Source organism: Variovorax durovernensis, from assembly GCF_977011995.1.
This window is the reverse complement of the sequence record NZ_CDRNCW010000001.1, coordinates 5,485,549-5,508,459: the sequence shown is the minus strand read 5'-3', so window position 1 is coordinate 5,508,459 and position 22,911 is coordinate 5,485,549. Positions and strand designations below refer to the sequence as shown.

Annotated in this window: 30 protein-coding genes; 28 read left to right on the top strand and 2 right to left on the bottom strand. The window is 66.4% G+C overall.

All coding sequences use genetic code 11. The features are described 5' to 3' along the window. The first annotated feature begins 33 nt into the window (after positions 1-33). The 20 genes from ACWV14_RS26210 (at position 34) to ACWV14_RS26115 (ending at position 16,511) form a co-directional block, all read left to right on the top strand. Complete coding sequence (locus ACWV14_RS26210; protein ID WP_454904457.1) at positions 34-1,512, top strand: glutamate synthase subunit beta; 1,479 nt, start codon at positions 34-36, stop codon at positions 1,510-1,512. Positions 1,513-1,579: 67 nt separating this feature from the next. Next, on the top strand, positions 1,580-2,440 hold the full coding sequence (locus ACWV14_RS26205) for an ABC transporter ATP-binding protein (RefSeq protein WP_422088060.1): 861 nt from the start codon (positions 1,580-1,582) through the stop codon (positions 2,438-2,440). After that, positions 2,437-3,219 (top strand): lipid asymmetry maintenance ABC transporter permease subunit MlaE, encoded by a 783-nt coding sequence (gene mlaE / locus ACWV14_RS26200; protein WP_454904456.1) that lies wholly within the window; start codon positions 2,437-2,439, stop codon positions 3,217-3,219. The genes ACWV14_RS26205 and mlaE overlap by 4 nt, the downstream gene beginning before the upstream one ends. 38 nt (positions 3,220-3,257) lie before the next feature. Further along, positions 3,258-3,749, top strand: a complete 492-nt coding sequence (mlaD, locus tag ACWV14_RS26195; protein ID WP_081266458.1) for an outer membrane lipid asymmetry maintenance protein MlaD — start codon at positions 3,258-3,260, stop codon at positions 3,747-3,749. 35 nt (positions 3,750-3,784) lie between these two features. Continuing rightward, positions 3,785-4,492 (top strand): MlaA family lipoprotein, encoded by a 708-nt coding sequence (locus ACWV14_RS26190; RefSeq protein WP_454906079.1) that lies wholly within the window; start codon positions 3,785-3,787, stop codon positions 4,490-4,492. 165 nt (positions 4,493-4,657) lie between these two features. Then, entirely contained in the window at positions 4,658-5,314 is a 657-nt protein-coding gene (locus ACWV14_RS26185; RefSeq protein WP_454904455.1) for an MlaC/ttg2D family ABC transporter substrate-binding protein, read from the top strand. Between the two features lie 10 nt (positions 5,315-5,324). Continuing rightward, positions 5,325-5,600 (top strand): STAS domain-containing protein, encoded by a 276-nt coding sequence (locus tag ACWV14_RS26180; RefSeq protein WP_237678947.1) that lies wholly within the window; start codon positions 5,325-5,327, stop codon positions 5,598-5,600. A 162-nt stretch (positions 5,601-5,762) separates the two neighbouring features. Then, entirely contained in the window at positions 5,763-6,710 is a 948-nt protein-coding gene (locus tag ACWV14_RS26175) for an ABC transporter ATP-binding protein (protein WP_081266454.1), read from the top strand. Beyond that, positions 6,707-7,471 (top strand): ABC transporter permease, encoded by a 765-nt coding sequence (locus tag ACWV14_RS26170; protein ID WP_081266453.1) that lies wholly within the window; start codon positions 6,707-6,709, stop codon positions 7,469-7,471. The genes ACWV14_RS26175 and ACWV14_RS26170 overlap by 4 nt, the downstream gene beginning before the upstream one ends. A gap of 21 nt (positions 7,472-7,492) precedes the next feature. Further along, a complete protein-coding gene (locus tag ACWV14_RS26165) occupies positions 7,493-7,735 on the top strand; it encodes a BolA family protein (RefSeq protein WP_093048598.1) in 243 nt (80 codons plus the stop codon). A 41-nt stretch (positions 7,736-7,776) separates the two neighbouring features. Then, positions 7,777-9,066 (top strand): UDP-N-acetylglucosamine 1-carboxyvinyltransferase, encoded by a 1,290-nt coding sequence (gene murA / locus ACWV14_RS26160; protein ID WP_454904454.1) that lies wholly within the window; start codon positions 7,777-7,779, stop codon positions 9,064-9,066. Beyond that, complete coding sequence (gene hisG, locus ACWV14_RS26155) at positions 9,063-9,704, top strand: ATP phosphoribosyltransferase (protein ID WP_422088054.1); 642 nt, start codon at positions 9,063-9,065, stop codon at positions 9,702-9,704. Before murA ends, hisG begins: the two co-directional genes overlap by 4 nt. Before the next feature lie 20 nt (positions 9,705-9,724). Then, on the top strand, positions 9,725-11,047 hold the full coding sequence (hisD, locus tag ACWV14_RS26150) for a histidinol dehydrogenase (RefSeq protein WP_454904453.1): 1,323 nt from the start codon (positions 9,725-9,727) through the stop codon (positions 11,045-11,047). Positions 11,048-11,080: 33 nt separating this feature from the next. Then, entirely contained in the window at positions 11,081-11,890 is an 810-nt protein-coding gene (locus ACWV14_RS26145; RefSeq protein ID WP_454904452.1) for a hypothetical protein, read from the top strand. Between the two features lie 4 nt (positions 11,891-11,894). Continuing rightward, the gene (locus tag ACWV14_RS26140) at positions 11,895-12,242 is read left to right on the top strand and encodes a hypothetical protein (protein ID WP_422088051.1); all 348 of its coding nucleotides are present in this window, start codon (positions 11,895-11,897) and stop codon (positions 12,240-12,242) included. Further along, positions 12,239-13,330 (top strand): histidinol-phosphate transaminase, encoded by a 1,092-nt coding sequence (hisC, locus tag ACWV14_RS26135; protein WP_454904451.1) that lies wholly within the window; start codon positions 12,239-12,241, stop codon positions 13,328-13,330. The genes ACWV14_RS26140 and hisC overlap by 4 nt, the downstream gene beginning before the upstream one ends. Beyond that, complete coding sequence (gene hisB, locus ACWV14_RS26130; RefSeq protein ID WP_422088049.1) at positions 13,327-13,944, top strand: imidazoleglycerol-phosphate dehydratase HisB; 618 nt, start codon at positions 13,327-13,329, stop codon at positions 13,942-13,944. Before hisC ends, hisB begins: the two co-directional genes overlap by 4 nt. Positions 13,945-13,963: 19 nt before the next feature. Further along, complete coding sequence (gene hisH, locus ACWV14_RS26125) at positions 13,964-14,620, top strand: imidazole glycerol phosphate synthase subunit HisH (RefSeq protein WP_422088048.1); 657 nt, start codon at positions 13,964-13,966, stop codon at positions 14,618-14,620. A 63-nt stretch (positions 14,621-14,683) separates the two neighbouring features. After that, positions 14,684-15,427 (top strand): 1-(5-phosphoribosyl)-5-[(5-phosphoribosylamino)methylideneamino]imidazole-4-carboxamide isomerase, encoded by a 744-nt coding sequence (gene hisA, locus ACWV14_RS26120; RefSeq protein WP_422088047.1) that lies wholly within the window; start codon positions 14,684-14,686, stop codon positions 15,425-15,427. Positions 15,428-15,446: 19 nt separating this feature from the next. Then, complete coding sequence (locus tag ACWV14_RS26115) at positions 15,447-16,511, top strand: AAA family ATPase (protein ID WP_454904450.1); 1,065 nt, start codon at positions 15,447-15,449, stop codon at positions 16,509-16,511. Positions 16,512-16,532: 21 nt separating this feature from the next. On the opposite strand, the gene ACWV14_RS26110 is transcribed toward ACWV14_RS26115, so the two are convergent. Together ACWV14_RS26110 and ACWV14_RS26105 are read right to left on the bottom strand one after the other, a co-directional pair. After that, entirely contained in the window at positions 16,533-17,405 is an 873-nt protein-coding gene (locus ACWV14_RS26110) for an amino acid ABC transporter substrate-binding protein (RefSeq protein WP_454906077.1), read from the bottom strand. Positions 17,406-17,431: 26 nt separating this feature from the next. Then, positions 17,432-18,739, bottom strand: a complete 1,308-nt coding sequence (locus ACWV14_RS26105; RefSeq protein ID WP_454904449.1) for a dicarboxylate/amino acid:cation symporter — start codon at positions 18,737-18,739, stop codon at positions 17,432-17,434. Positions 18,740-18,872: 133 nt separating this feature from the next. Between ACWV14_RS26105 and ACWV14_RS26100 the strand changes: the two genes are divergently transcribed. From ACWV14_RS26100 to tatB, 8 genes are all read left to right on the top strand, one after another. After that, on the top strand, positions 18,873-19,706 hold the full coding sequence (locus ACWV14_RS26100) for a D-hexose-6-phosphate mutarotase (RefSeq protein ID WP_454904448.1): 834 nt from the start codon (positions 18,873-18,875) through the stop codon (positions 19,704-19,706). A gap of 19 nt (positions 19,707-19,725) precedes the next feature. Then, entirely contained in the window at positions 19,726-20,505 is a 780-nt protein-coding gene (gene hisF / locus ACWV14_RS26095) for an imidazole glycerol phosphate synthase subunit HisF (RefSeq protein WP_422088043.1), read from the top strand. 38 nt (positions 20,506-20,543) lie between these two features. Further along, positions 20,544-20,933: a phosphoribosyl-AMP cyclohydrolase gene (gene hisI, locus ACWV14_RS26090; RefSeq protein WP_422088042.1), complete on the top strand. Its 390-nt coding sequence runs from the start codon at positions 20,544-20,546 to the stop codon at positions 20,931-20,933. Beyond that, positions 20,930-21,334, top strand: coding sequence for a phosphoribosyl-ATP diphosphatase (locus ACWV14_RS26085; RefSeq protein WP_454904447.1), 405 nt, complete (start codon positions 20,930-20,932; stop codon positions 21,332-21,334). Before hisI ends, ACWV14_RS26085 begins: the two co-directional genes overlap by 4 nt. Beyond that, complete coding sequence (locus ACWV14_RS26080) at positions 21,331-21,702, top strand: DUF4870 family protein (protein WP_422088040.1); 372 nt, start codon at positions 21,331-21,333, stop codon at positions 21,700-21,702. Before ACWV14_RS26085 ends, ACWV14_RS26080 begins: the two co-directional genes overlap by 4 nt. A 2-nt stretch (positions 21,703-21,704) precedes the next feature. After that, positions 21,705-22,064: a histidine triad nucleotide-binding protein gene (locus tag ACWV14_RS26075; protein WP_454904446.1), complete on the top strand. Its 360-nt coding sequence runs from the start codon at positions 21,705-21,707 to the stop codon at positions 22,062-22,064. A 65-nt stretch (positions 22,065-22,129) separates the two neighbouring features. Continuing rightward, complete coding sequence (gene tatA / locus ACWV14_RS26070) at positions 22,130-22,375, top strand: Sec-independent protein translocase subunit TatA (protein WP_237678966.1); 246 nt, start codon at positions 22,130-22,132, stop codon at positions 22,373-22,375. 13 nt (positions 22,376-22,388) lie between these two features. Then, positions 22,389-22,859, top strand: a complete 471-nt coding sequence (gene tatB / locus ACWV14_RS26065) for a Sec-independent protein translocase protein TatB (protein ID WP_081266432.1) — start codon at positions 22,389-22,391, stop codon at positions 22,857-22,859. Positions 22,860-22,911: the final 52 nt, after the last annotated feature.

Here is a 22,911-nt window from a genome sequence, read left to right as displayed (position 1 = left end):
CGCCCACGAGTACAGAGAACAAAGGAAAGCACGATGGGAAAGATCACCGGCTTCATGGAGCATGAGCGCATCGAAGAGGGCTACAAGCCTGTTGACGAGCGCGTCAAGCACTACAAGGAATTCGTCGTCGGCCTGAACACTGAACAGGCCAAGGTGCAGGGTGCGCGCTGCATGGACTGCGGCACGCCGTTCTGCAACAGCGGCTGCCCGGTCAACAACATCATTCCGGACTTCAACGACCTGGTGTACCGCAACGACTGGCAGAACGCCTTCGCGGTGCTCGACTCGACCAACAACTTCCCCGAGTTCACCGGCCGCATCTGCCCCGCGCCCTGCGAGGCTGCCTGCGTGCTCAACGTGAACGACGACGCGGTCGGCATCAAGTCGCTGGAGCACGCGATCATCGACCGCGCCTGGGACGAAGGCTGGGTGGCGCCGCGCGTCGCCAAGCACAAGACCGGCAAGAAGGTGGCGGTGGTGGGCGCGGGCCCGGCCGGCATGGCGGCTGCCCAGCAACTGGCGCGTGCCGGCCACGACGTGACGCTGTTCGAGAAGAACGACCGCATCGGCGGCCTGCTGCGCTACGGCATCCCCGACTTCAAGATGGAGAAGTCGCACATCGACCGCCGCGTGGAGCAGATGAAGGCCGAAGGCGTGGTGTTCCGCACCGGCGTGATCGTCGGCGCAGCGAAAGACCCGCTGGGCAAGGGCTCCAAGGTCACGAACCTGGCCAAGGAAACCGTCACACCCGAGCAACTGCAGAAAGAGTTCGACGCCGTGCTGCTCACCGGCGGCGCAGAGCAGTCGCGCGACCTGCCGGTGCCCGGCCGCGACCTCGACGGCATCCATTTCGCGATGGAGTTCCTTCCGCAGCAAAACCGCGTCAACGCCGGCGACAAGGTCAAGGGCCAGCTGCGCGCCGACGGCAAGCACGTGATCGTCATCGGCGGCGGCGACACCGGCTCCGACTGCGTTGGCACCAGCAACCGCCACGGTGCGGTCAGCGTCACGCAGTTCGAACTGATGCCGCAGCCGCCCGAGGAAGAAAACCGCCCGCTGACCTGGCCGTACTGGCCGATCAAGCTGCGCACCAGCTCCAGCCATGAAGAGGGCTGCGAACGCGAGTTCGCGATCTCCACCAAGGAATTCATCGGCGAGAAGGGCAAGGTCACCGGCCTGAAGACCGTTCGCGTCGAATGGAAGGACGGCAAGATGCAGGAAGTCGCCGGCAGCGAGCAAGTGCTCAAGGCCGACCTCGTGCTGCTGGCCATGGGCTTCATCAGCCCTGTGGCCACTGTGCTCGACGCCTTCGGCGTGGAGAAGGACGCACGCGGCAACGCCAAGGCAACGGTCGATTTCATCGGCGGCTATGCCACCAACGTACCCAAGGTCTTTGCCGCCGGCGACATCCGCCGCGGTCAGTCGCTGGTGGTGTGGGCAATCCGCGAAGGCCGTCAAGCCGCGCGGTCGGTGGATGAGTTTCTGATGGGATTCAGCGACTTGCCGCGCTGATTTTTGTTTCAATTTCGCGGTCGCCGTCGCGGCCCCGTTATCATCCGCTGCAAAACCGCATGCCGGGATGCTTGAAAGAGCGCCCGGCTTTTTTATTGAGATGGACCCAGCTACACAGCCACATCCTTTCGTAGAGTTTCGCGACGTCACGTTCGGCTACGGTGCGCGTGCCATCCTCGACGGCGTGTCTTTCTCCGTGCCCCGCGGCAAGGTGACGGCGCTCATGGGCGCATCGGGTGGCGGCAAGACCACGGTCCTGCGATTGATCGGCGGGCAGCAGCGCGCACAACGCGGCGCGGTCCTTTTCGATGGTCAGGACGTCGTCAGGTTCGACGCGACGGCACTCTATGCAGCGCGTCGCCGCATGGGCATGCTCTTCCAGTTCGGCGCGCTGTTCACCGACATGAGCGTGTTCGACAACGTGGCTTTCCCGTTGCGTGAGCACACACAACTCTCCGAAGCGCTGGTACGCGACATCGTGCTCATGAAGCTCGACGCAGTCGGCCTGCGCGGCGCGCGCGACCTGATGCCCAGCGAGGTGTCGGGCGGCATGGCGCGGCGCGTGGCGCTGGCACGCGCAATCGCCCTGGACCCCGATCTCGTGATGTACGACGAGCCGTTTGCGGGGCTCGACCCGATCTCGCTCGGCACCGCCGCGCGGCTGATCCGGCAGCTCAACGACACGCTCGGGCTCACCAGCATCATCGTGTCGCACGATCTCGAGGAAACCTTCCGCATCGCCGATCACGTGATCATCCTTGCCAACGGCGGCATCGCCGCGCAGGGCACGCCCGACGACGTGCGCAACAGCGCCGATCCGCTGGTGCACCAGTTCGTGAATGCGCTGCCCGACGGGCCGGTGCGTTTCCACTACCCCGGCGTCAGCATCGAAGCCGATTTCGGCAATGTCGAAGGGGGCCGCTCATGAGCTGGTGGAAGCCTGCCGATATCGGCTTCGCAGTGCGCCGCCATCTGTCCAACCTGGGCCATGGCGCGAAGCTCTTCATGCGCCTGGTCGGCCCTGGCGCGCGGATCATGCGGCGCTTCGGCCTGGTGCGCGACCAGATCCATTTCCTGGGCAACTTCTCGCTGGCCATCATCGGCGTGTCGGGGCTCTTCGTGGGTTTCGTGCTGGGGCTGCAGATGTATTACGCGCTGCAGCGGTACGGATCGTCCGAGGCGCTGGGCCTGCTGGTCACGTTGAGCCTGGTGCGCGAACTGGGCCCCGTGGTGGCGGCGCTGCTGTTCACCGGGCGCGCCGGCACTTCCCTCACCGCGGAAATCGGGCTCATGAAGGCCGACGAGCAATTGAGCGCCATGGAAATGATGGCGGTCGATCCGGTGCAGCGCATTCTTGCGCCGCGTTTCTGGGCCGGCGTCATCACCATGCCCTTGCTGGCGGCGGTGTTCAGCGCGGTCGGCATCATGGGCGGCTACGTGGTGGGCGTGCTGATGCTGGGTGTCGACCCGGGCGCGTTCTGGGGCCAGATGCAGGGCGGCGTCGATGTGTGGCGCGACGTCGGCAACGGCGTCATCAAGAGCATCGTGTTCGGCTTCACCGTCACCTTCATCGCGTTGCTGCAGGGCTACGAGGCCCAGCCCACGCCCGAGGGCGTGTCGCGGGCGACCACCAAGACCGTGGTCACCGCATCGCTGGCGGTGCTTGGGCTGGATTTCCTCCTGACCGCCATGATGTTCAGTATCTAAAAGGGGCCGGGCCCCAATCGTTCTAGAGAGTGCAAACCATGCAACGTTCCAACAACGACATCTGGGTCGGCCTGTTCGTCCTGATCGGCGCGGCGGCGCTGCTGTTCCTCGCGCTGCAGTCGGCCAACCTGCTGAGCCTGAATTTCCAGAAGACCTATTCGGTGACGGCGCGCTTCGACAACATCGGCGGTCTCAAGCCCCAGACCGCGGTAAAGAGCGCGGGTGTGGTGGTCGGCCGCGTGGAGTCGATCTCCTTCAACGACAAGACCTTTCAGGCCAACGTAACACTGGCTTTGCAAAACCGTTACAGTTTTCCCAAGGACAGCTCTCTGAAGATCCTGACCAGTGGCCTGCTCGGCGAGCAGTACATCGGGATCGAGGCGGGCGCCGACGACAAGAACCTGCAGGCAGGCGACACCATCACCGCGACCCAGTCGGCCGTGGTGCTGGAGAACCTGATCAGTCAGTTCCTGTACAGCAAGGCGGCGGAAGGTAATACCTCGTCGGCCGGAACAGCCAACAAAAAATGAAAACACGATCAAATCTGTCAAACGCCGTGCAACGCATGGGTAGCGGCCTGCGCTGGGCAAGTGCCGCAGCGGTCTTCGCGCTCGTGGCCGGATGCGCCACCGGCCCCAATGCCAACCCGGCCGACCCGCTCGAGCCGTTCAACCGCGGTGTCACCCGCTTCAACGACACCGTCGACGACGCGGTGCTCGTCCCTGCAGCCACGGCCTACCAGAAGGCGCTGCCCTCCATGGTGCGTACCGGGGTGAGCAACTTCTTCGGCAACATCGGCGACGTCTGGAGCCTGGCCAACAACGTGGCCCAGCTCAAGCTGCAGGACAGCGCGGAAACCTTCATGCGCCTGAACGTCAACACGTTCTTCGGCCTTGGCGGCCTGCTGGATGTCGCGACCGAAGCGGGCATTCCCCGCCACGAGAAGGACTTCGGCCAGACGCTAGGCTACTGGGGCGTGGGCCCTGGCCCGTACCTGGTGCTGCCGCTGCTGGGCTCGTCGACCGTGCGCGACGCCGCCGCCAAGCCGCTGGACTTCTATGGGGACCCGCTGAACCACGTGGACGACATTGCCTGGCGCAATTCGCTGACCGTGCTGCGAGTGGTCGACACCCGTTCGCAGTACCTGCGGGCCAGCCGCCTGCTCGGCGATGCGGCGCTCGACAAGTATTCATTCACGCGCGACGCCTTCCTGCAGCGCCGCCGCAACCAGAACTACGACGGCAATCCGCCCGACGACGGCAGCGGAAAGTAAGAGTACGGTGTGCACGGAAGGCGAAGCTGCTTGCATCCGGTTGCAAGGCTTCACCTCCCGGACAGGAACCCGGTAGGCCCGGCGCGGCTCGAATCCGTTCTTGTCTGTGCACGCCGCTGCTTCTACGTGCTTCGCAGATTTTCAAACTTGATTGAGGGACTCTCCATGAACAACAAGACCTTGCAACGACGCGATCTCGGCCGCCTGGTGCTGGCCGGCGCCCTGCTGTTCGGGGCCGCTGTCGCCTTCGTGCAGCCCGCGCGCGCAGCCGACGAAGCGCCCGATGCGCTGGTGAAGCGCCTCTCGACCGACGTGCTCGAGACCATCAAGTCCGATTCGAGCATCAAGTCGGGTGACGTGAACAAGATCATGGTGCTGGTCGACAGCAAGATCATGCCGAACGTCAACTTCCAGCGCATGACGGCCTCGGCCGTCGGCCCGGCCTGGCGCACCGCCACGCCCGAGCAGCAAAAGCGCCTGCAGGACGAGTTCAAGACCCTCCTGGTACGCACCTACGCCGGCGCGCTCGACCAGGTGACCGACCAGACCGTCACCATCCGCCCGTTCCGCGGCTCGCCCGACGACACCGATGTGCTGGTGCGCACCGAAGTCAGGGGCCGCGGCGACCCAGTCCAGCTCGACTACCGCCTTGAAAAGACCCCCGGCCAGGGCGCCGGCTGGAAGGTCTACAACCTGAACGTGCTGGGCGTGTGGCTGGTCGATACCTACCGCACCCAGTTCGCGCAGGAAATCAACAAGAGCGGCATCGATGGCCTGATTGCCGCGCTGGCTGCGCGCAACAAGGGCAACGCCAAGGGCTGAGGGCCGAGCGATGTTGGTCCTGCCCACCCGGCTCACCCATGACGAGGCCCCCGCCTGCATGCGAATGCTGCAGCAGGGGCTGAAGGGCCAGACCGATTCGTCGTCCACCGTGGTCGACGCGACCGCGCTGGCCCAGTTCGATTCGTCGGCGCTGGCCGTGCTGCTGGAGTGCCGCCGCGAATCGAGCGCACTGGGCCGGGGGTTCTCGGTCAAGGGCCTGTCGCCCCGCCTGCGCGAACTGGCCACGCTGTATGGTGTTGCGGGCCTTTTGCCCGCCGCGCCTTGACTGTTGGCCCCCCGGCTTTTCACTTTGCTTCGCTGCGTGTAGTTCGCCACCCCCCAAAGGGGAGGCGCGGCCCGCCTTGGGTCGGCCCGGCGGCGGCCGCATGAGGGCAATCAGCCGCTGCGCGGCAGCTTGTGGAGCCGCCCCGTAAAATCGCGGGCTCTCATGCCCGCGATCTCATTCCAATCGGTCTCCAAGACCTACCCCCCCTCCAAACAGCAGAAAGCCCAAGGCAAGCAAGGGCTGAAGGCTGTCGACGAGGTCAGCTTCCAGATCGAGCCGGGCGAATTCTTCGGCCTGCTCGGCCCCAACGGCGCCGGCAAGACCTCCCTGATCAGCATGCTCGCGGGGCTTTCGCGTCCCACGTCGGGCGCCATCAGCGTCCACGGCTTCGACGTGCAGCGCGACTTCGCGCAGGCGCGCCGCCAACTGGGCATCGTGCCGCAGGAGCTGGTGTTCGACCCCTTCTTCAATGTGCGCGAGTCGCTGCGCATCCAGTCGGGCTACTTCGGCATCAAGAACAACGAGGCCTGGATCGACGAACTGCTGCAAAGCCTGGGCCTCGCCGACAAGGCCACGGCCAACATGCGCCAGCTCTCGGGCGGCATGAAGCGCCGGGTGCTGGTGGCACAGGCGCTGGTGCACAAGCCGCCTGTGATCGTGCTCGACGAGCCCACCGCCGGTGTCGACGTCGAGTTGCGCCAGACGCTCTGGCAGTTCGTCGCCAGGCTCAACAAGCAGGGCAGCACCGTGCTGCTCACCACCCATTACCTGGAAGAGGCCGAAGCGCTGTGCAGCCGCATCGCGATGCTCAAGCTGGGCCGCGTTATCGCGCTGGCCCGCACCAGCGAACTGCTGAAGTCGGCTGCGAGCAACGTGCTGCGGTTCAAGACGGACGCCATGCTGCCCTGGGAGATCGCGAAGAACGCGCGCATTACCGGGCGCATCGTGCAGCTGCCTGCGCAGAACGCCCATGAAGTCGAACAACTGCTGGCCGCGATCCGCGAAGCCGGCGTCGCGGTGGAAGACGTGGAAATGCGCAAGGCCGACCTGGAAGACGTGTTCATCGACCTGATGGCGGGCGAGCAGACGCCGCTGGAGGTCGCAAGATGATGGCGGTAACGGGTTGGCGCGCGCTGCTCTACAAGGAAACGCTGCGCTTCTGGAAGGTCGGCTTCCAGACCGTCGGCGCGCCGGTGCTCACCGCGCTGCTGTATCTCATGGTGTTCGGCCATGTGCTCGAAGGCCGCGTGACGGTCTACGGCACGGTCGGCTACACGGCCTTCCTGGTGCCCGGCCTCGTGATGATGAGCGTGCTGCAGAACGCCTTTGCCAACAGCTCTTCGTCGATCATCCAGAGCAAGATCATGGGCAATCTGGTGTTCGTGCTGCTCACGCCGCTGTCGCACTGGGGCTGGTTCTTCGCCTACGTGGGCTCGTCGATCATCCGCGGGCTGGCCGTGGGGCTGGGCGTGTTCCTGGTGACCATGCTCTTCGCCGTGCCCGACTTCGTGGCGCCGCTGTGGATCATCGTGTTCGCGCTGCTGGGCGCGGCCATGCTGGGCACGCTGGGCCTCATCGCCGGCCTCTGGGCCGAGAAGTTCGACCAGATGGCGGTGTTCCAGAACTTCCTGATCATGCCCATGACCTTCCTGTCGGGCGTGTTCTATTCGATCGGCTCGCTGCCGCCCTTCTGGCAGAAGGTGAGCCACCTGAACCCGTTCTTCTACATGATCGACGGCTTCCGCTACGGTTTCTTCGGCGTCAGCGACGCCTCGCCCTGGCTGAGCCTCGGCATCGTCGGCACCGCCTGGCTGGTGGTGAGCGCCATTGCCGTCCACCTGCTGCGCATCGGCTACAAGATCCGTAGCTGAGCGCCTCTTCCCCAAAATCCCATGACCGCCGAACAACTCCAGGCCCTGATCCAGTCCCATCTCCCATGCGAGCACATCACGCTCGAGGGCGACGGCCGACACTGGTACGCCACCATCGTCTCGGCCGAATTCGAGGGCAAGCGCTCGATCCAGCGCCATCAGCGGGTCTACGCCACCCTCGGTGCGAAAATGCACACCGACGAGGTGCACGCGCTTTCGATGAAGACCTACACGCCGGCCGAATGGGCGGCAGTGGAAAAATAACTTTCCGGCCCTGGCGGCCCCCTGATTTCGCTGGAACTTCGATGGACAAACTTCTGATTCGCGGCGGGCGAGAGCTCCGCGGCGAAGTACTCATTTCCGGCGCCAAGAACGCTGCGCTGCCCGAGCTGTGCGCGGCGCTGTTGACCGACCAGCCCGTGGTGCTGCACAACGTGCCGCGCCTGCAGGACGTGTCGACCATGCTCAAGCTGGTGCGCAACATGGGCGTGACGGCCGAGCGCGATGACAACGGCACCGTGCGCCTGAACGCCGCCGACCTGACCAACCCCGAGGCGCCCTACGAGCTCGTGAAGACCATGCGCGCCTCCGTGCTGGCCCTGGGCCCGCTGCTGGCGCGTTTCGGCCATGCCAGGGTGTCGCTGCCGGGCGGCTGCGCCATCGGTTCGCGGCCGGTCGACCAGCACATCAAGGGCCTGCAGGCCATGGGCGCGGAGATCGTGGTCGAGCACGGCTACATGGTCGCTCGCCTGCCGGAGGGGCGCACCCGCCTGAAGGGCGCGCGCATCCTGACAGACATGGTCACCGTCACCGGCACCGAGAACTTCCTCATGGCGGCCGCGCTTGCCGAGGGCGAGACGCTGCTCGAGAACGCCGCCCAGGAGCCGGAGATCGTCGACCTGGCCGAAATGCTGATCCGCATGGGCGCGAAGATCGAAGGCCACGGCACCAGCCACATCCGCATCCAGGGCGTCGAGAAGCTGCACGGCTGCGAGCATGCCGTGGTGGCCGACCGCATCGAGGCCGGCACCTTCCTGTGCGCGGTGGCAGCCACGGGCGGCGAGGCTTTCCTGCGCCATGCGCGTGGCGACCACCTCGACGCCGTGATCGACAAGCTGCGCGACGCCGGCTGCACCGTGGCCTGCGAGAAAGACGGCGTGCGCATCGGCTCCAAGGGCCCCGCCTACGAACACCTGAACGCACAGAGCTTCAGCACCACCGAATACCCCGGCTTCCCGACCGACATGCAGGCCCAGTTCATGGCCCTGAACGTGATCGCGCGCGGCGCCTCGATGGTCACCGAGACCATCTTCGAGAACCGCTTCATGCACGTGAACGAGATGGTGCGCCTGGGCGCCCAGATCCACGTCGAAGGCAAGGTCGCGATGGTCACCGGCGTGCGGCAGCTGTCGGGCGCCACCGTGATGGCGACTGACCTGCGCGCCTCCGCCAGCCTCGTCATTGCCGGCCTCGTGGCCGAGGGCGAGACGCTGGTCGACCGCATCTACCACCTGGACCGGGGCTACGACCGAATGGAATCCAAGCTGCGCGGCCTCGGAGCCGACATCGAACGCGTGACGGGAGCCGCCGCATGATCACATTGGCGCTTTCCAAAGGCCGCATCTTCGAAGAGACGATGCCCCTGCTGGCAGCGGCCGGAATCGAGGTCACCGAAGACCCCGAGAAGTCGCGCAAGCTGATCCTCGAAACCACCCGTCCCGACGTGCGCGTGGTGCTGGTGCGCGCGTCCGACGTGCCCACCTACGTGCAGTACGGCGGCGCCGACCTCGGCGTGACCGGGCTCGACGTGCTGCTGGAGAACGGCAACCAGGGCATGTACCAGCCGCTGGACCTGCGCATCGCGGCCTGCCGCCTGAGCGTGGCCGTGCGCGCCGACTACGACTACGCCTCTGCCGTGAAGCAGGGTTCCCGCCTGCGCGTGGCCACCAAGTACGTGGGCCTGTCGCGCGACTTCTTCGCAAGCAAAGGCGTGCACGTCGACCTGATCAAGCTCTACGGCAGCATGGAGCTGGCGCCGCTCACCGGGCTGGCAGACGCCATCGTCGACCTGGTCTCGACCGGCAACACGCTCAAGGCCAACCATCTCGTCGAGGTGGAACGCATCATGGACATCAGCGCCCGCCTGGTGGTCAACCAGGCGGCGCTCAAGCTCAAGCGCGAGCCGATCCGCCACATCATCGACGCGTTCGCATCGGCCATTCCGTCAGCCTGAAACCCACGAAACCAACGCCCATGACTCTGAAAGCAGCCCCCGCCCGACTGTCCACGACTTCAGCCAGCTTCGATGCTGAATTCAAGGCGCGGCTGCATTGGTCCGCGGACGACGACGCGGCCATCGAGAAGGTCGTGGCCGACATCCTCGCCGACGTGCAGAAGCGGGGCGACGAGGCGGTGCTGGAATACACCAACCGCTTCGACAAGCTGGGTGCGAAGACGCTGCCCGAGCTGGAACTCACGCAGGCCGAGCTGAAGGCCGCCTTCGAATCGCTGCCCGCCGGGCAACGCGACGCGCTCGAAGCCGCCGCGCGCCGCGTACGCAGCTACCACGAGGCCCAGAAGAAGGCCAGCGGTGAAAGCTGGAGCTACCGCGACGCCGACGGCACGCTGCTCGGCCAGAAGGTCACGCCGCTTGATCGGGTCGGCATCTACGTGCCGGGCGGCAAGGCCGCCTACCCGTCGAGCGTGCTGATGAACGCGATTCCGGCACATGTGGCGGGCGTGGGCGAAATCATCATGGTCGTGCCCACACCGAAGGGCGAGAAGAACCAGCTCGTGCTCGCCGCCGCCTACGTGGCCGGCGTGACGCGTGGCTTCACCATCGGCGGCGCCCAGGCCGTGGCCGCGCTGGCCTACGGCACCGCCACCGTTCCCGCAGTCGACAAGATCACCGGCCCCGGCAATGCCTACGTGGCGGCCGCCAAGCGCCGCGTGTTCGGCACCGTGGGCATCGACATGATCGCCGGCCCGAGCGAGATCCTGGTGCTGGCCGACGGCAGCACGCCGCCCGACTGGGTGGCCATGGACCTGTTCAGCCAGGCCGAGCACGACGAACTGGCGCAGAGCATCCTGCTGTGCCCCGACGCGGCCTACATCGACCGCGTGCAGGCCGAGATCGACCGCCTGCTGCCGGCCATGCCGCGCGCGGAAATCATTGCCGCCTCGCTCAACGGCCGCGGCGCGCTGATCCACACGAAGAGCATGGAAGAGGCCTGCGAGATCAGCAACCGCATCGCCCCCGAACACCTCGAAGTGAGCAGCAGCGAGCCGAACCGCTGGGAGCCGCTGCTGCGCCACGCCGGTGCGATCTTCCTCGGCGCCTTCACCAGCGAAAGCCTGGGCGACTACTGCGCCGGCCCGAACCACGTGCTGCCCACCAGCGGCACGGCGCGCTTCTCCAGTCCGCTGGGCGTGTACGACTTCCAGAAGCGCTCCAGCCTGATCGAGGTCAGCGAAGCCGGCGCCCAGGTGCTCGGCCCTATCGCCGTCACGCTGGCCGAGGGCGAGGGCCTGCAGGCGCACGCCGAGGCCGCGCGCATGCGCCTGCGTAAGATCTGAGGCTCCATAACCCCTCAGGGAGGAGCCAGCAAGATGATTGATCGTCTCTATCGTTCGCGACTTTTCAAGTTCGCCACCGGCCTCGTCGCCGGTGCGGCATTGCTTGCCGCCTGCAGCCAGATGCCTCAGGCGGTCACCACCAGCGCCGCGCCCAGCGCAGCGCCCGCGCCGCGGCTCGGCACCCAGTGGGGGGAGGGCCTGGAATCGAAGACGCGCACGGTCGTCGCCAAGCGCCTGTCCGAGCAACCGGACGACATGGCATCGCTGGGCTACAACGAGGCCGCTGCCGTGCGCCGCGCGGTGGGCAACAACCCCGAGCGCCGCCTGAACCTGCTGCTGGCCGACGGAGACGTCGAATGGTCGGTGCTCGACGAGACCGGCAGCCCGCTGCCGCTGCAGCGCGCCCGCCGGGGCAGCGGCGGCGACGACACCTTCCGCCTCGCTGGTGTCGAGGGTTCGCGCTACACGCTGCGCTTTCGCAACCTCAGCGAGCGCAGCTACGAGGTGATCGCCACGGTCGACGGCCTGGACGTGCTCAACGGCAAGCCCGGCAGCCTGCGCAACGGCGGCTACGTGCTGCGCCCGATGCAGGCGCTGACCATCGAGGGCTTCCGCAAGAGCCAGAACGAGGTTGCCGCCTTCCGCTTCGCCACGCCCGGGCGCGCCTATGCCGCCAACACCGAGGCCGGCGACGTGCGCAACATCGGCGTGATCGGCGCCGCGCTGTTCGAGCTCGAAGAGCGCGACGTGCCGCGCCGCCAGCGCCGCGACGCATCGCCGCCGCAACCCAGCGCCTTCCCGGCCGACGGCACCTACGCGCCGCCGCCGCGCTATCGCCAGTAACGCCATGAAACGTGCCGTCTTCCTGCTGATCGCGCTGGCTGCCGCCGCCGGCGCGCAGGCCATGAGCATCCGCGAACTGCGCACGCTCGAGGCCACCGAGAAGGACGGCAAGGCCTACGCCAGCTATTACCTGGTGGGCGTGCTCGAGGGCCTGCGGGAAGGCGTCGAATCTTCGCAGCGCAATGGGCTCAAGCCCGTGTTCTGCGTCGAGGGACGCCGCCTCGAGCCCGCCATGGCCCGCTCGCTCTACCAGACCGAGCTGACCCGCAACGCCGAAAGTTACGAAGCCGACATGCCTGTGCAACTGGTCATGGCCGGCGCCCTGAAGAACAGCTACCGCTGCACCAAATGACCGCTCCCGAATCCGCCCGCCCGCCGCTCGACCGCATCCGCTCCGACGTGCGGTCCATGCATGCCTACGCGGTGCAGGACGCGCGCGGCCTCATCAAGCTCGACGCGATGGAAAACCCCTTCGGCCTGCCGCCCGCGCTGCAGGCCGAACTGGGCACCCGGCTCGGCGCGCTGGCGCTGAACCGCTATCCGGGCGACCGCGGCGCCGAGCTGCAGCGCGCGCTGGCCGCCCACGCGCAGATGCCCGAAGGCTTCGCGCTGATGCTGGGCAATGGCTCGGACGAGCTGATCTCGCTGCTGGCCATTGCCTGCGACCTGCCCGGCGCGACTGTGCTGGCGCCGCTGCCCGGCTTCGTCATGTACGCCATGAGCGCGAAGCTGCAGGGCCTGAAGTTCGTCGGCGTGCCGCTCACGGCCGATTTCGAGCTCGACGAGGCCGCCATGCTGGCCGCCATCGCCCGCGAAAAGCCCGCCATCGTCTACCTGGCCTACCCGAACAACCCGACCGCCAATCTCTGGAACGACGCCGTCGTCGAGAAGATCGTCGAGGCCCAGGGCGCGCAGGGCGGCCTGGTGGTGATGGACGAGGCCTACCAGCCCTTCGCCGCGCGCAGCTACATCGACCGGCTGGCCCGGCACCGCCATGTGCTGCTGATGCGCACGCTCAGCAAGTTCGGCCTGGCCGGCATCCGGCTGGGCTACCTCATGGGGCCGGCCGCGCTGGTCGCAGAGATCGACAAGGTGCGCCCGCCCTACAACATCAGCGTGCTCAACTGCGAGTGCGCGCTGTTCGCGCTGGAGCACGCCGAGGTGTTCGAGGCCCAGGCCCGCCAGATTCGTGAGGAGCGCGAGCGCCTCATGACGGGCCTCTGCCGCCTGCCGGGCGTCAAGACCTGGCCCAGCGACGCCAACATGATCCTGCTGCGCGTGCCCGATGCGGCCAAGACCTTCGAAGGCATGAAGGCTCGCGGGGTTCTGGTGAAGAACGTTTCTAAAATGCACGAACTGCTCGCAAACTGCCTGCGCCTCACCGTCGGAACGGCCGACGAGAACGCGCGGATGCTCGCGGCGCTCGAAGCCTCACTATGACCACCCCCACCAGCCAGGACAGCGGCGACCGCATCGCGTCCGTCACCCGCAACACCGCCGAAACCAAGATCACCGTCAGCGTCAACCTCGACGGCACGGGCCGCGCCAAGCTCTCCACCGGCATCGGCTTCTTCGACCACATGCTCGACCAGATCGCCCGCCACGGGCTGATCGACCTCGACATCGACTGCCAGGGCGACCTGCACATCGACGGCCACCACACGGTGGAAGACGTCGGCATCACGCTGGGCCAGGCCGTGGCCAAGGCCATCGGCGACAAGAAGGGCATCCGCCGCTACGGCCATGCCTACGTGCCGCTCGACGAAGCCCTGAGCCGCGTCGTCATCGACTTCTCGGGCCGCCCCGGCCTGGTGATGCACGTGCCCTTCACCAGCGGCATGATCGGCACCTTCGACAGCCAGCTCACCTACGAGTTCTTCCAGGGCTTCGTGAACCACGCCTTCGTCACGCTGCACATCGACAACCTCAAGGGCGTCAATGCGCACCACCAGTGCGAAACCGTGTTCAAGGCCTTCGCGCGCGCCATGCGCGGCGCGCTCGAGCTCGATCCGCGTTCCGTCGGCGTCATTCCCTCGACCAAGGGCTCGCTCTGAACGCGTTCGTCCATCAGCTATGAAATCTGTAGCAAATACCGTCGCCGTCGTCGACTACGGCATGGGCAACCTGCACTCCGTGTCGCAGGCCGTGCGCCATGCGGCCGATCAGGTCGGCGTGGAGGTGTTCGTCACCTCCGACCCGGACGTGGTCCGCAAGGCCACCCGCGTGGTGCTGCCGGGGCAGGGCGCCATGCCCGACTGCATGCGCGAGCTGCGCGACTCCGGCCTGCAGGAATCGGTGCTCGAGGCGGCGGCCAGCAAGCCGCTGTTCGGCGTGTGCGTGGGCATGCAGATGATGCTGTCGCGCAGCGACGAGGGCCCGACCGACGGCCTGGGCCTCATTCCGGGCGAGGTCGTCAAGTTCGACCTGGCCGGGCGGCTGCAGGCCGACGGCAGCCGCTTCAAGGTGCCGCAGATGGGCTGGAACCAGGTGCGCCAGGCCCGCCCGCATGCGGTGTGGGCGGGTATTCCCGACCTGAGCTACTTCTACTTCGTGCACAGCTTCTACGCCCGGCCGGCCGACGCCCTGCACAGCGTGGGCGAGGCCGATTACGGCGCGAGCTTTACCGCAGCCATTGCACGCGATAACATTTTTGCCACCCAGTTCCACCCGGAGAAGAGTGCGGACCACGGGCTGCAGCTCTATCGCAATTTCCTCCACTGGAACCCCTGAACCTATTTTTCCGACCGGGCCGAACCTTTCACAGCCCGGATTCCGCACACTCGCGTCACTTCCATGCTCCTCATTCCCGCCATTGATCTCAAAGACGGCCATTGCGTTCGCCTCAAACAGGGCGACATGGACCAGTCCACCATCTTCAGCGAAGACCCCGCTGCAATGGCCCGCAAATGGGTCGAGGCCGGCGCGCGGCGGCTGCACCTGGTCGATCTGAACGGCGCCTTCGCGGGCAAGCCGCAGAACCACGCGGCGATCAAGGCGATCCTGAAAGAGGTGGGCGACGACATTCCGGTGCAGCTCGGCGGCGGCATCCGCGACCTCGACACCATCGAGCGCTACATCGACGACGGCCTGCGCTACGTGATCATCGGTACCGCCGCGGTCAAGAACCCCGGCTTCCTGAAAGACGCCTGCAGCGCCTTCGGCGGCCACATCATCGTGGGCCTGGACGCCAAGGACGGCAAGGTCGCCACCGACGGCTGGAGCAAGCTCACGGGCCACGAGGTGGCAGACCTGGGCAAGAAGTTCGAAGACTACGGCGTCGAGTCGATCATCTACACCGACATCGGCCGCGACGGCATGCTCTCGGGCATCAACATCGAGGCCACCGTCAAGCTGGCGCAGGCGCTGACCATTCCGGTGATCGCCTCGGGCGGCCTGTCGAACATGCTGGACATCGACAAGCTCTGCGCAGTCGAATCCGACGGCGTCGAGGGCGTGATCTGCGGCCGCGCCATCTATTCGGGCGATCTCGACTTCGCCGCCGCGCAGGCCCGCGCGGACGAACTGGCCGGCGCCTGACGCCTTAACCGCGCAGCGCGTGCTTTCCGCGCTCGCCATCGCCAACTACCGCTCGCTGCGGCAACTGACGGTGCCGCTGGGCCGGCTCACGGTCGTGACCGGGGCCAACGGCAGCGGCAAGTCGAGCGTGTACCGGGCGATGCGGCTGCTGGCCGACATCGCCAACGGCGGGGTGATCCGTTCGCTGGTGCGCGAAGGCGGGCTGTCTTCCACGCTGTGGGCGGGGCCGGAGCGCTTCTCGGCCGCCATGCTGCGCGGCGAGCAGCCGGTGCAGGGCACCGCGCGCAGAGAGCCGGTCGCGCTCAAGCTCGGTTTTGCCGGCACCACGGCCGAAGACTTCGGCTACGCCATCGACATCGGCCTGCCGCCACCGGTTCCGTCGACGGCCTTCTCGCACGACCCTGAAATCAAGCACGAGGCCATCTGGAGCGGCCCGCTGCTGCGGCTGTCGACGCAACTGGTCGACCGCAAGGGCGCTGCGCTGCGACTGCGCGAAGGCAAGGGCTGGCAGGCCGTCGGCCGGCCGATCCCGGCTTTCGCCAGCATGATGACCGAGCACGCCGAGCCGCGCGACGCACCCGAGATGCTCACGCTGCGCGAGCAGATGCGCTCCTGGCGCTTTTACGACCACTTCCGCTCCGACGCCGAGGCGCTCGACCGCGCGGTGGACGACGCTTTTCCGGGCGCCCGCGTCGAGGTGCGCGCGTCGGGCGACCGCTTCGAGACGCTGATGCACCAGCACGGCCTGCTCAGGCCCCTGACGGCCGCCGAACTGTCCGACGGCACGCTGCGCTACCTGCTGTGGATCGCGGCGCTGCTCACGCCCCGTCCACCCGCGCTGCTGGTGCTCAACGAGCCCGAGACCAGCCTGCACCCCGACTTGCTTCCGGCCCTCGGCCGCCTCATCGCGCAGGCCGCGCGCGGCTCGCAGGTGATCGTGGTGTCGCACGCCGCGCGCCTGATTGCCGCGCTGGAGGACAGCGACGGCGTGCAGCCCGTGGTGCTGGAGAAACGGTTCGGCGAGACGCGCATCGCCAACCTCGACATGAGCGAGATCCCGCGCTGGGAATGGCCGGTACGGTGACGGCGGTCGCCGGGTGAAGGCTTACTCGGCCTTCACCGACATCGTCTGGATGATGGTCTGCAACTGCGCGCTCATCGGCAGGTCGATGCTTTCCCCGGTCGGCAGCTTGCGCAGGAACCAGCGCTTGTACTGCCGCTCGATCTCGCCGTCTTCCGCGAGCACCTGGAAGGCGTCGACGACGACCTTGTTCAGCTGCGGATCGTCCTTGCGGTACATGATCCCGTAGGGGTCGTAGGAGAGGAAGTCGCCGACCACCTCGTAGCTGGCCTTGGCGGCGTCCTGCGCGATCAGGCCGTAGAGCAGCACGTCGTCGGTCGCGAATGCGTCGGCCTGCCCGCTCTTCACGAGCCCGAACGACTCCGCATGGTCGCGCGCCACCAGCAGGTCGATGCCGAGCTTGAACTTCGCCGACAGGTCGCGCAGCGTCTTCTCGTTGGTGGTGCCGGCCGTCACCGCCACCTTCTTGCCGGCAAGGTCGCGAAACGACTTGATCGGCGAGCCCTTGCGCACCAGCACCTTGGTGCCAGAGACGAACATCGTCGGCGAGAAGCTCACGCGCTTCTGGCGTTCGAGGTTGTTGGTGGTCGAGCCGCACTCCAGGTCGACCTGGCCGCTAACGACCGCGTCGATGCGCGAGTCCGACGTGACGGGCACCCACTTGATGGCGAGGCTCTTGTCCACCGCGTCCTCGATGGCGCTCACCAGCGAGCGGCACAGTTCGATCGAGTAGCCGATGGGTTCCTTGCGCGTGTTGAGGAACGAGAACGGCACCGACGACTCGCGGTAGCCGATGGCGATGGTGCCGCTCGCGCGCACCTTGGCCAGCGTACCGGCGAGCGTCTGCGCCTGCGAGGGAACCGCCGCCGCGGCCAGCACCACGGCCGCGAGCAGCATGCCGATGCGCTTCATGGCGTCGCGGCTCATGCGTGCGCCGGGTGGGCGAGGGTGGCGCTGGCCTCCTCGTCGAGCGCCTTGGCGTTGACCTCGGCGTCGCTCTCGGAGAGCAGTTCGCCTTCCCACTTGGCGACCACGGCGGTGGCGATGGAGTTGCCCACCGCGTTGGTGGCCGAGCGGCCCATGTCGAGGAAGGTGTCCACGCCCAGGATCAGCAGCAGCCCGGCCTCTGGAATGTCGAAGTGGTTCAGGGTGGCGGCAATCACCACCAGCGAGGCGCGCGGCACGCCCGCCATGCCCTTGGAGGTGAGCATCAGGATCAGCAGCATCGTGACCTGCGTGCTGATCGGCATGTGGATGTCGTAGGCCTGGGCGATGAACAGCACGGCGAAGGTGCAATACATCATCGAGCCGTCGAGGTTGAACGAATAGCCCATCGGCATCACGAAGCTGGAGATCTTGCGCTTGACGCCGAAGCGGTCGAGCGCCTGCAGGATCTTGGGATAGGCCGCCTCGGAGCTGGCGGTGGCAAAGGACAGCAGGAAGGCTTCCTTGATGAGCACCAGCAGCTTGAACACACGCGGGCCCAGGAACACGAAGCCCGCCAGCGTCAGCACGCTCCACAGCACGAACAGGCCGAGGTAGAAGTCGCCCATGAACACCGCGAACTTCAGCAGGATGCCCAGCCCGTTCACCGCCACCGTGGCGGCCATGGCAGCCAGCACCGCGAGCGGCGCGAGCTTCATGACGTAGCCGGTGATCTTGAGCATGGCGTGCGACAGCTCCTCGATGGCGGCCACCAGCGTCTTGGCCTTGTCGCCCAGCGAGGCGAGCGCCACGCCGAAGAACATAGAGAACACCACGATCTGCAGGATTTCGTTGTTGGCCATGGCCTCGACGAAGGACTTGGGCACCGTGTGGCTCACGAAGTCCTTCAGCGTGAACTTGGAGGTCGCCAGGTTGGCCGAGGCGCCGATGTCGGGCAGCGGCAGGCCCAGGTTCTCGCCGGGCTTGAGCAGGTTGGCCATGACCAGGCCGATCACCAGCGAGATCAGCGATGCGGTCAGGAACCAGCCGATGGCCTTGCCGAAGACGCGGCCGACCGACTTGGCGTCGCCCATGTGCGCGATGCCCACCACCAGCGTGGAAAACACCAGCGGCCCGATCAGCATCTTGATGAGGCGCAGGAACACGTCCGAGACGATGGAGACGTAGTCGGCAATTTCCTTCGCGGCCTTCTTGTCCGGAAAGCTCGTGAAGATCATGTAGCCCACGAGGATACCGAGCACCATGGCGATCAGGATCCAGGCGGCCATCGGCAGCTTCTTTTTCATGCGTATCCCCTTTTGTCGTGTGTGAGTATTTCTTCGGCCACAGGGTATCGAAGAAGCCCCATGGCACGCAATGGCTCCCGGCGCCCAATTCCATGTGTCGGCCATGCGGCGGGCGCTGCCTACAATTCCTTTCATGGAAATCAGCTCGATCGAGTTTCGCGGCCAGCCCGCCGTCCGCGTCCGGGGCGCCGACGGTAGCACCATCACCGTGGCGCTGCATGGCGCGCAAGTGCTCTCCTGGGCCACGGCCGACGGGGTGGAAAGGCTCTATCTGAGCCCGCGCGCCATATTCGACGGGCAGGCGGCCATTCGCGGCGGCGTACCCATCTGCTGCCCCCAGTTCAACCAGCGCGGCATGCTGCCCAAGCATGGTTTCATGCGCAATCTGCCTTGGGAAACCCAGGCCGCCGAGGCGCCCGACACACTCCGGCTGACATTGCGCGACAGCGAAGCCACCCGCAAGCTCTGGCCGCACGCTTTCGAGGCACGGCTCGAAGCCACCCTGACCGCCGGCAAGCTGCGCACGGCGCTCACGCTGCTCAACACCGACCATGCGCCCTGGACCTTCGCCGCGGCGCTGCACACCTATCTGCGGGTCGACGACATCGCCCAGGTGCGCCTCGAAGGCCTGCAGGGCGCCAACCGATGGGATTCGCTGCGCGACGACCGCCATGTGGAAACCGCGCCGGCGTTGCACTTCAACGCCGAATTCGACAGCGTCTATGCCGCGCCCGCCCAGCCGCTGCGGCTGGTGCAGCCCGCCGGCACCCTCGAAATCTCGCAAAGCGCCAGTTGCACCGAAACCGTGGTCTGGAACCCGGGCGCCGTGCTCGGTGCGAAACTCGCCGACATGCCCGAAGACGGCTTTCGCCACATGCTCTGCGTCGAGGCTGCCCGCATCGACGAGCCTGTGCTGCTGGCACCCGGCGCCCAATGGCAGGGCTGGCAACAGCTTTGCGTTCCCTGATTCTTTTCCGGTTCATCCCATGCTTGCCAAACGCATCATTCCCTGCCTCGACGTCACCGGCGGCCGTGTCGTCAAGGGCGTCAACTTCCTCGAACTGCGTGACGCCGGCGATCCGGTCGAGATCGCGGCGCGCTACAACGCGCAGGGCGCAGACGAGCTGACCTTCCTGGACATCACCGCCACCAGCGACGGCCGCGACCTGATCCTGCCGATCATCGAGGCCGTGGCCTCGCAGGTCTTCATCCCCCTGACCGTGGGCGGCGGCGTTCGAACCGTGGCCGACGTGCGCCGGCTGCTCAACGCGGGCGCCGACAAGACCAGCTTCAACTCGGCCGCCATCGCAGACCCGAACGTGATCGACGCCGCTTCGCAGAAATACGGCTCGCAGTGCATCGTGGTGGCCATCGACGCCAAGCGCCGTACTCCGGAAGAAGCCGCCACCCGCGGCGCCGGCTGGGACGTGTACAGCCACGGCGGGCGCAAGAACACCGGCCTCGACGCCGTCGAGTGGGCCACCGAGATGGTCCGCCGGGGCGCCGGCGAGATCCTGCTGACCAGCATGGACCGCGACGGCACCAAGAGCGGCTTCGACCTGGCGCTGACCCGTGCGGTGAGCGACGCGGTCGGCGTGCCGGTGATCGCCTCGGGCGGCGTGGGCAGCCTGGACGACCTGGCCGACGGCATCCAGAACGGCGGCGCCGACGCGGTGCTGGCCGCCAGCATCTTCCACTATGGCGAATACACCGTCGGGCAGGCCAAGGCCCGCATGGCGGAGCGCGGAATTCCCGTGCGCAGCTGAGCTTTTGAGGGTCTTTTTCTATCCCCGACAATATCTCCATGAATTGGCTCGATGAAGTGAAGTGGGACGCGAACGGCCTGGTGCCGGTCATCGCGCAGGAACAGGGCAGCAACGACGTCCTGATGTTCGCGTGGATGAACCGGGAGGCGCTCGAAAAGACCGCCGAACTGGGCCGCGCGGTCTATTTCAGCCGTTCCCGCGGCAAGCTCTGGTTCAAGGGCGAGGAATCGGGCCATGTGCAGACCGTGCACGAGATCCGCCTGGACTGCGACAACGACGTGGTGCTGCTCAAGGTCACGCAACTCGGCCACGAGCCCGGCATCGCCTGCCATACCGGCCGCCACAGCTGCTTCTTCAGCAAGTACGAGAACGGCAACTGGACCGTGGTCGAACCTGTCTTGAAAGACCCGGAGTCGATCTACAAATGACGGCCACCGTGAGCAACGACAACATCTCCGACGCCCTGGCCCGCCTGGCCGCGGTCATCGAGACGCGCCTTCCCGCCCGCGGCGGCGACCCCGAGAAAAGCTACGTCGCGCGCCTGCTGCACAAAGGCCCCGATGCCTTCCTCAAGAAGATCGGCGAGGAAGCCACCGAGGTCGTGATGGCCGCCAAGGACGCCGACCACGGCGGCGACCGCTCGAAAATAGTGAACGAAGTGGCCGACCTGTGGTTCCACACCATGGTGGCTCTGGCGCACTACGGTTTTTCGCCGGCCGACGTGGTCGCGGAACTGGAGCGCCGCGAGGGCACCAGTGGCATCGAGGAAAAAGCCCTGCGCAAGGTGCAGCAGCGCAGCAGCGAAGAAAAAGGCGGGGTCTCCGAATGAACGACATCACGACGATCGACGACTTCTCCTCGGGCAAGACGCCCGAGCAACTCGAGAGCCTGCGCCAGATCACGCTGGCGGTCTACGTGCTGTATGCGCTGTCGTGGTTCACCGGCGGCCTCACGGGCATCGTGGGCATCGTGCTGAACTACCTCAAGCGCGAAGATGCCGCAGGCACGCTCTACCAGAGCCATTTCACCTGGCAGATCCGCACCTTCTGGTGGGGCCTGTGCTGGTCCATCCTGGGGTTCATCACCATCTGGATCCTGGTCGGTTTCCCCATCCTCTTCGCCACGGCCGTGTGGATGATCTATCGGCTGGTCAAGGGCTGGCTGAACTGGAGCGAACGCAAGCCCATGGCTGTCTGAACATGTCACACGATCCCAACTGCATCTTCTGCAAAATCATCGAGGGCAAGATTCCCTCGCGCAAGGTCTACGAAGACGAAGAACTGTTCGGCTTCCACGACATCGCGCCGTGGGCGCCGGTGCACTTCATGCTGGTGCCCAAGAAGCACATCGCCTCTATGGCCCAGCTGGCGCCCGACGACGCGGCCCTCATGGGCAAGATCATGACCCTGGCACCCAAGCTGGCGCTGGAGCAGGGCTGCAGGCCCTATCCGGAAGGCGGCTTCCGGGTCGTGATCAACACGGGCACCGAGGGTGGGCAGGAGGTTCACCATCTCCATGTCCATGTCATGGGCGGCCCCCGGCCATGGCTTCGCGGCTGAGCCGCATTGAGCCAAACTGTCACATTACGCCCGACTAAAATCGGACACATTCTTAGGAGTCTTCCATGGGTTCTTTTTCTATCTGGCACTGGCTGATCGTGCTGCTCGTCGTGGTCATGATCTTCGGCACCAAGAAGCTGCGGAACATGGGCTCGGACCTTGGTGGCGCCGTCAAGGGCTTCAAGGACGGCATGAAGGACGGCAGCTCGTCCGATGCCGCCGCTTCGTCGGCCCCGGCCCAGCAAGTGACCGGCCAGCCGGCCAACAGCGACAAGTCGACGATCGACGTCGAAGCGCGCCAGAAGTCCTGAGCACGGTCCGCACGTGCTCGACCTCGGCATTGAGAAGCTGGCGCTGATCGGCGTCGTGGCGCTGATCGTCATCGGCCCGGAAAAGCTGCCGCGCGTGGCCCGCACCGTCGGCACCTTGCTCGGCAAGGCGCAGCGCTATGTCAACGACGTCAAGGCCGAAGTCAACCGCTCGATGGAGCTCGACGAACTGCGCAAGATGAAGACCACCGTGGAGGATGCGGCGCGCGACGTCGAGCACAGCATCCACACAGGTGCAAGCGACTTCGAAAAGCAGTTCTCCGGTTCGGGCGAAACCCTCTCGGCACTGGCCGAACCCGAGCCGCCACCGCCGCCGGAGTACAAGCACCCGCGCAAGAACTGGCGCCTGAAGCAGGGCGCCACGCCGCAGTGGTACAAGGCGCGCAACGGCGTGCGCACCAAGGCGCTGTCGGGCGCGGCGCGCGTTGCGCGCTTCCGTCCGCACACGATCAACAAGATCAACTAGCGCATCCACAACACCGCGTGCCGCGCGCGCCGCACGCCGGCCGACGTCACGC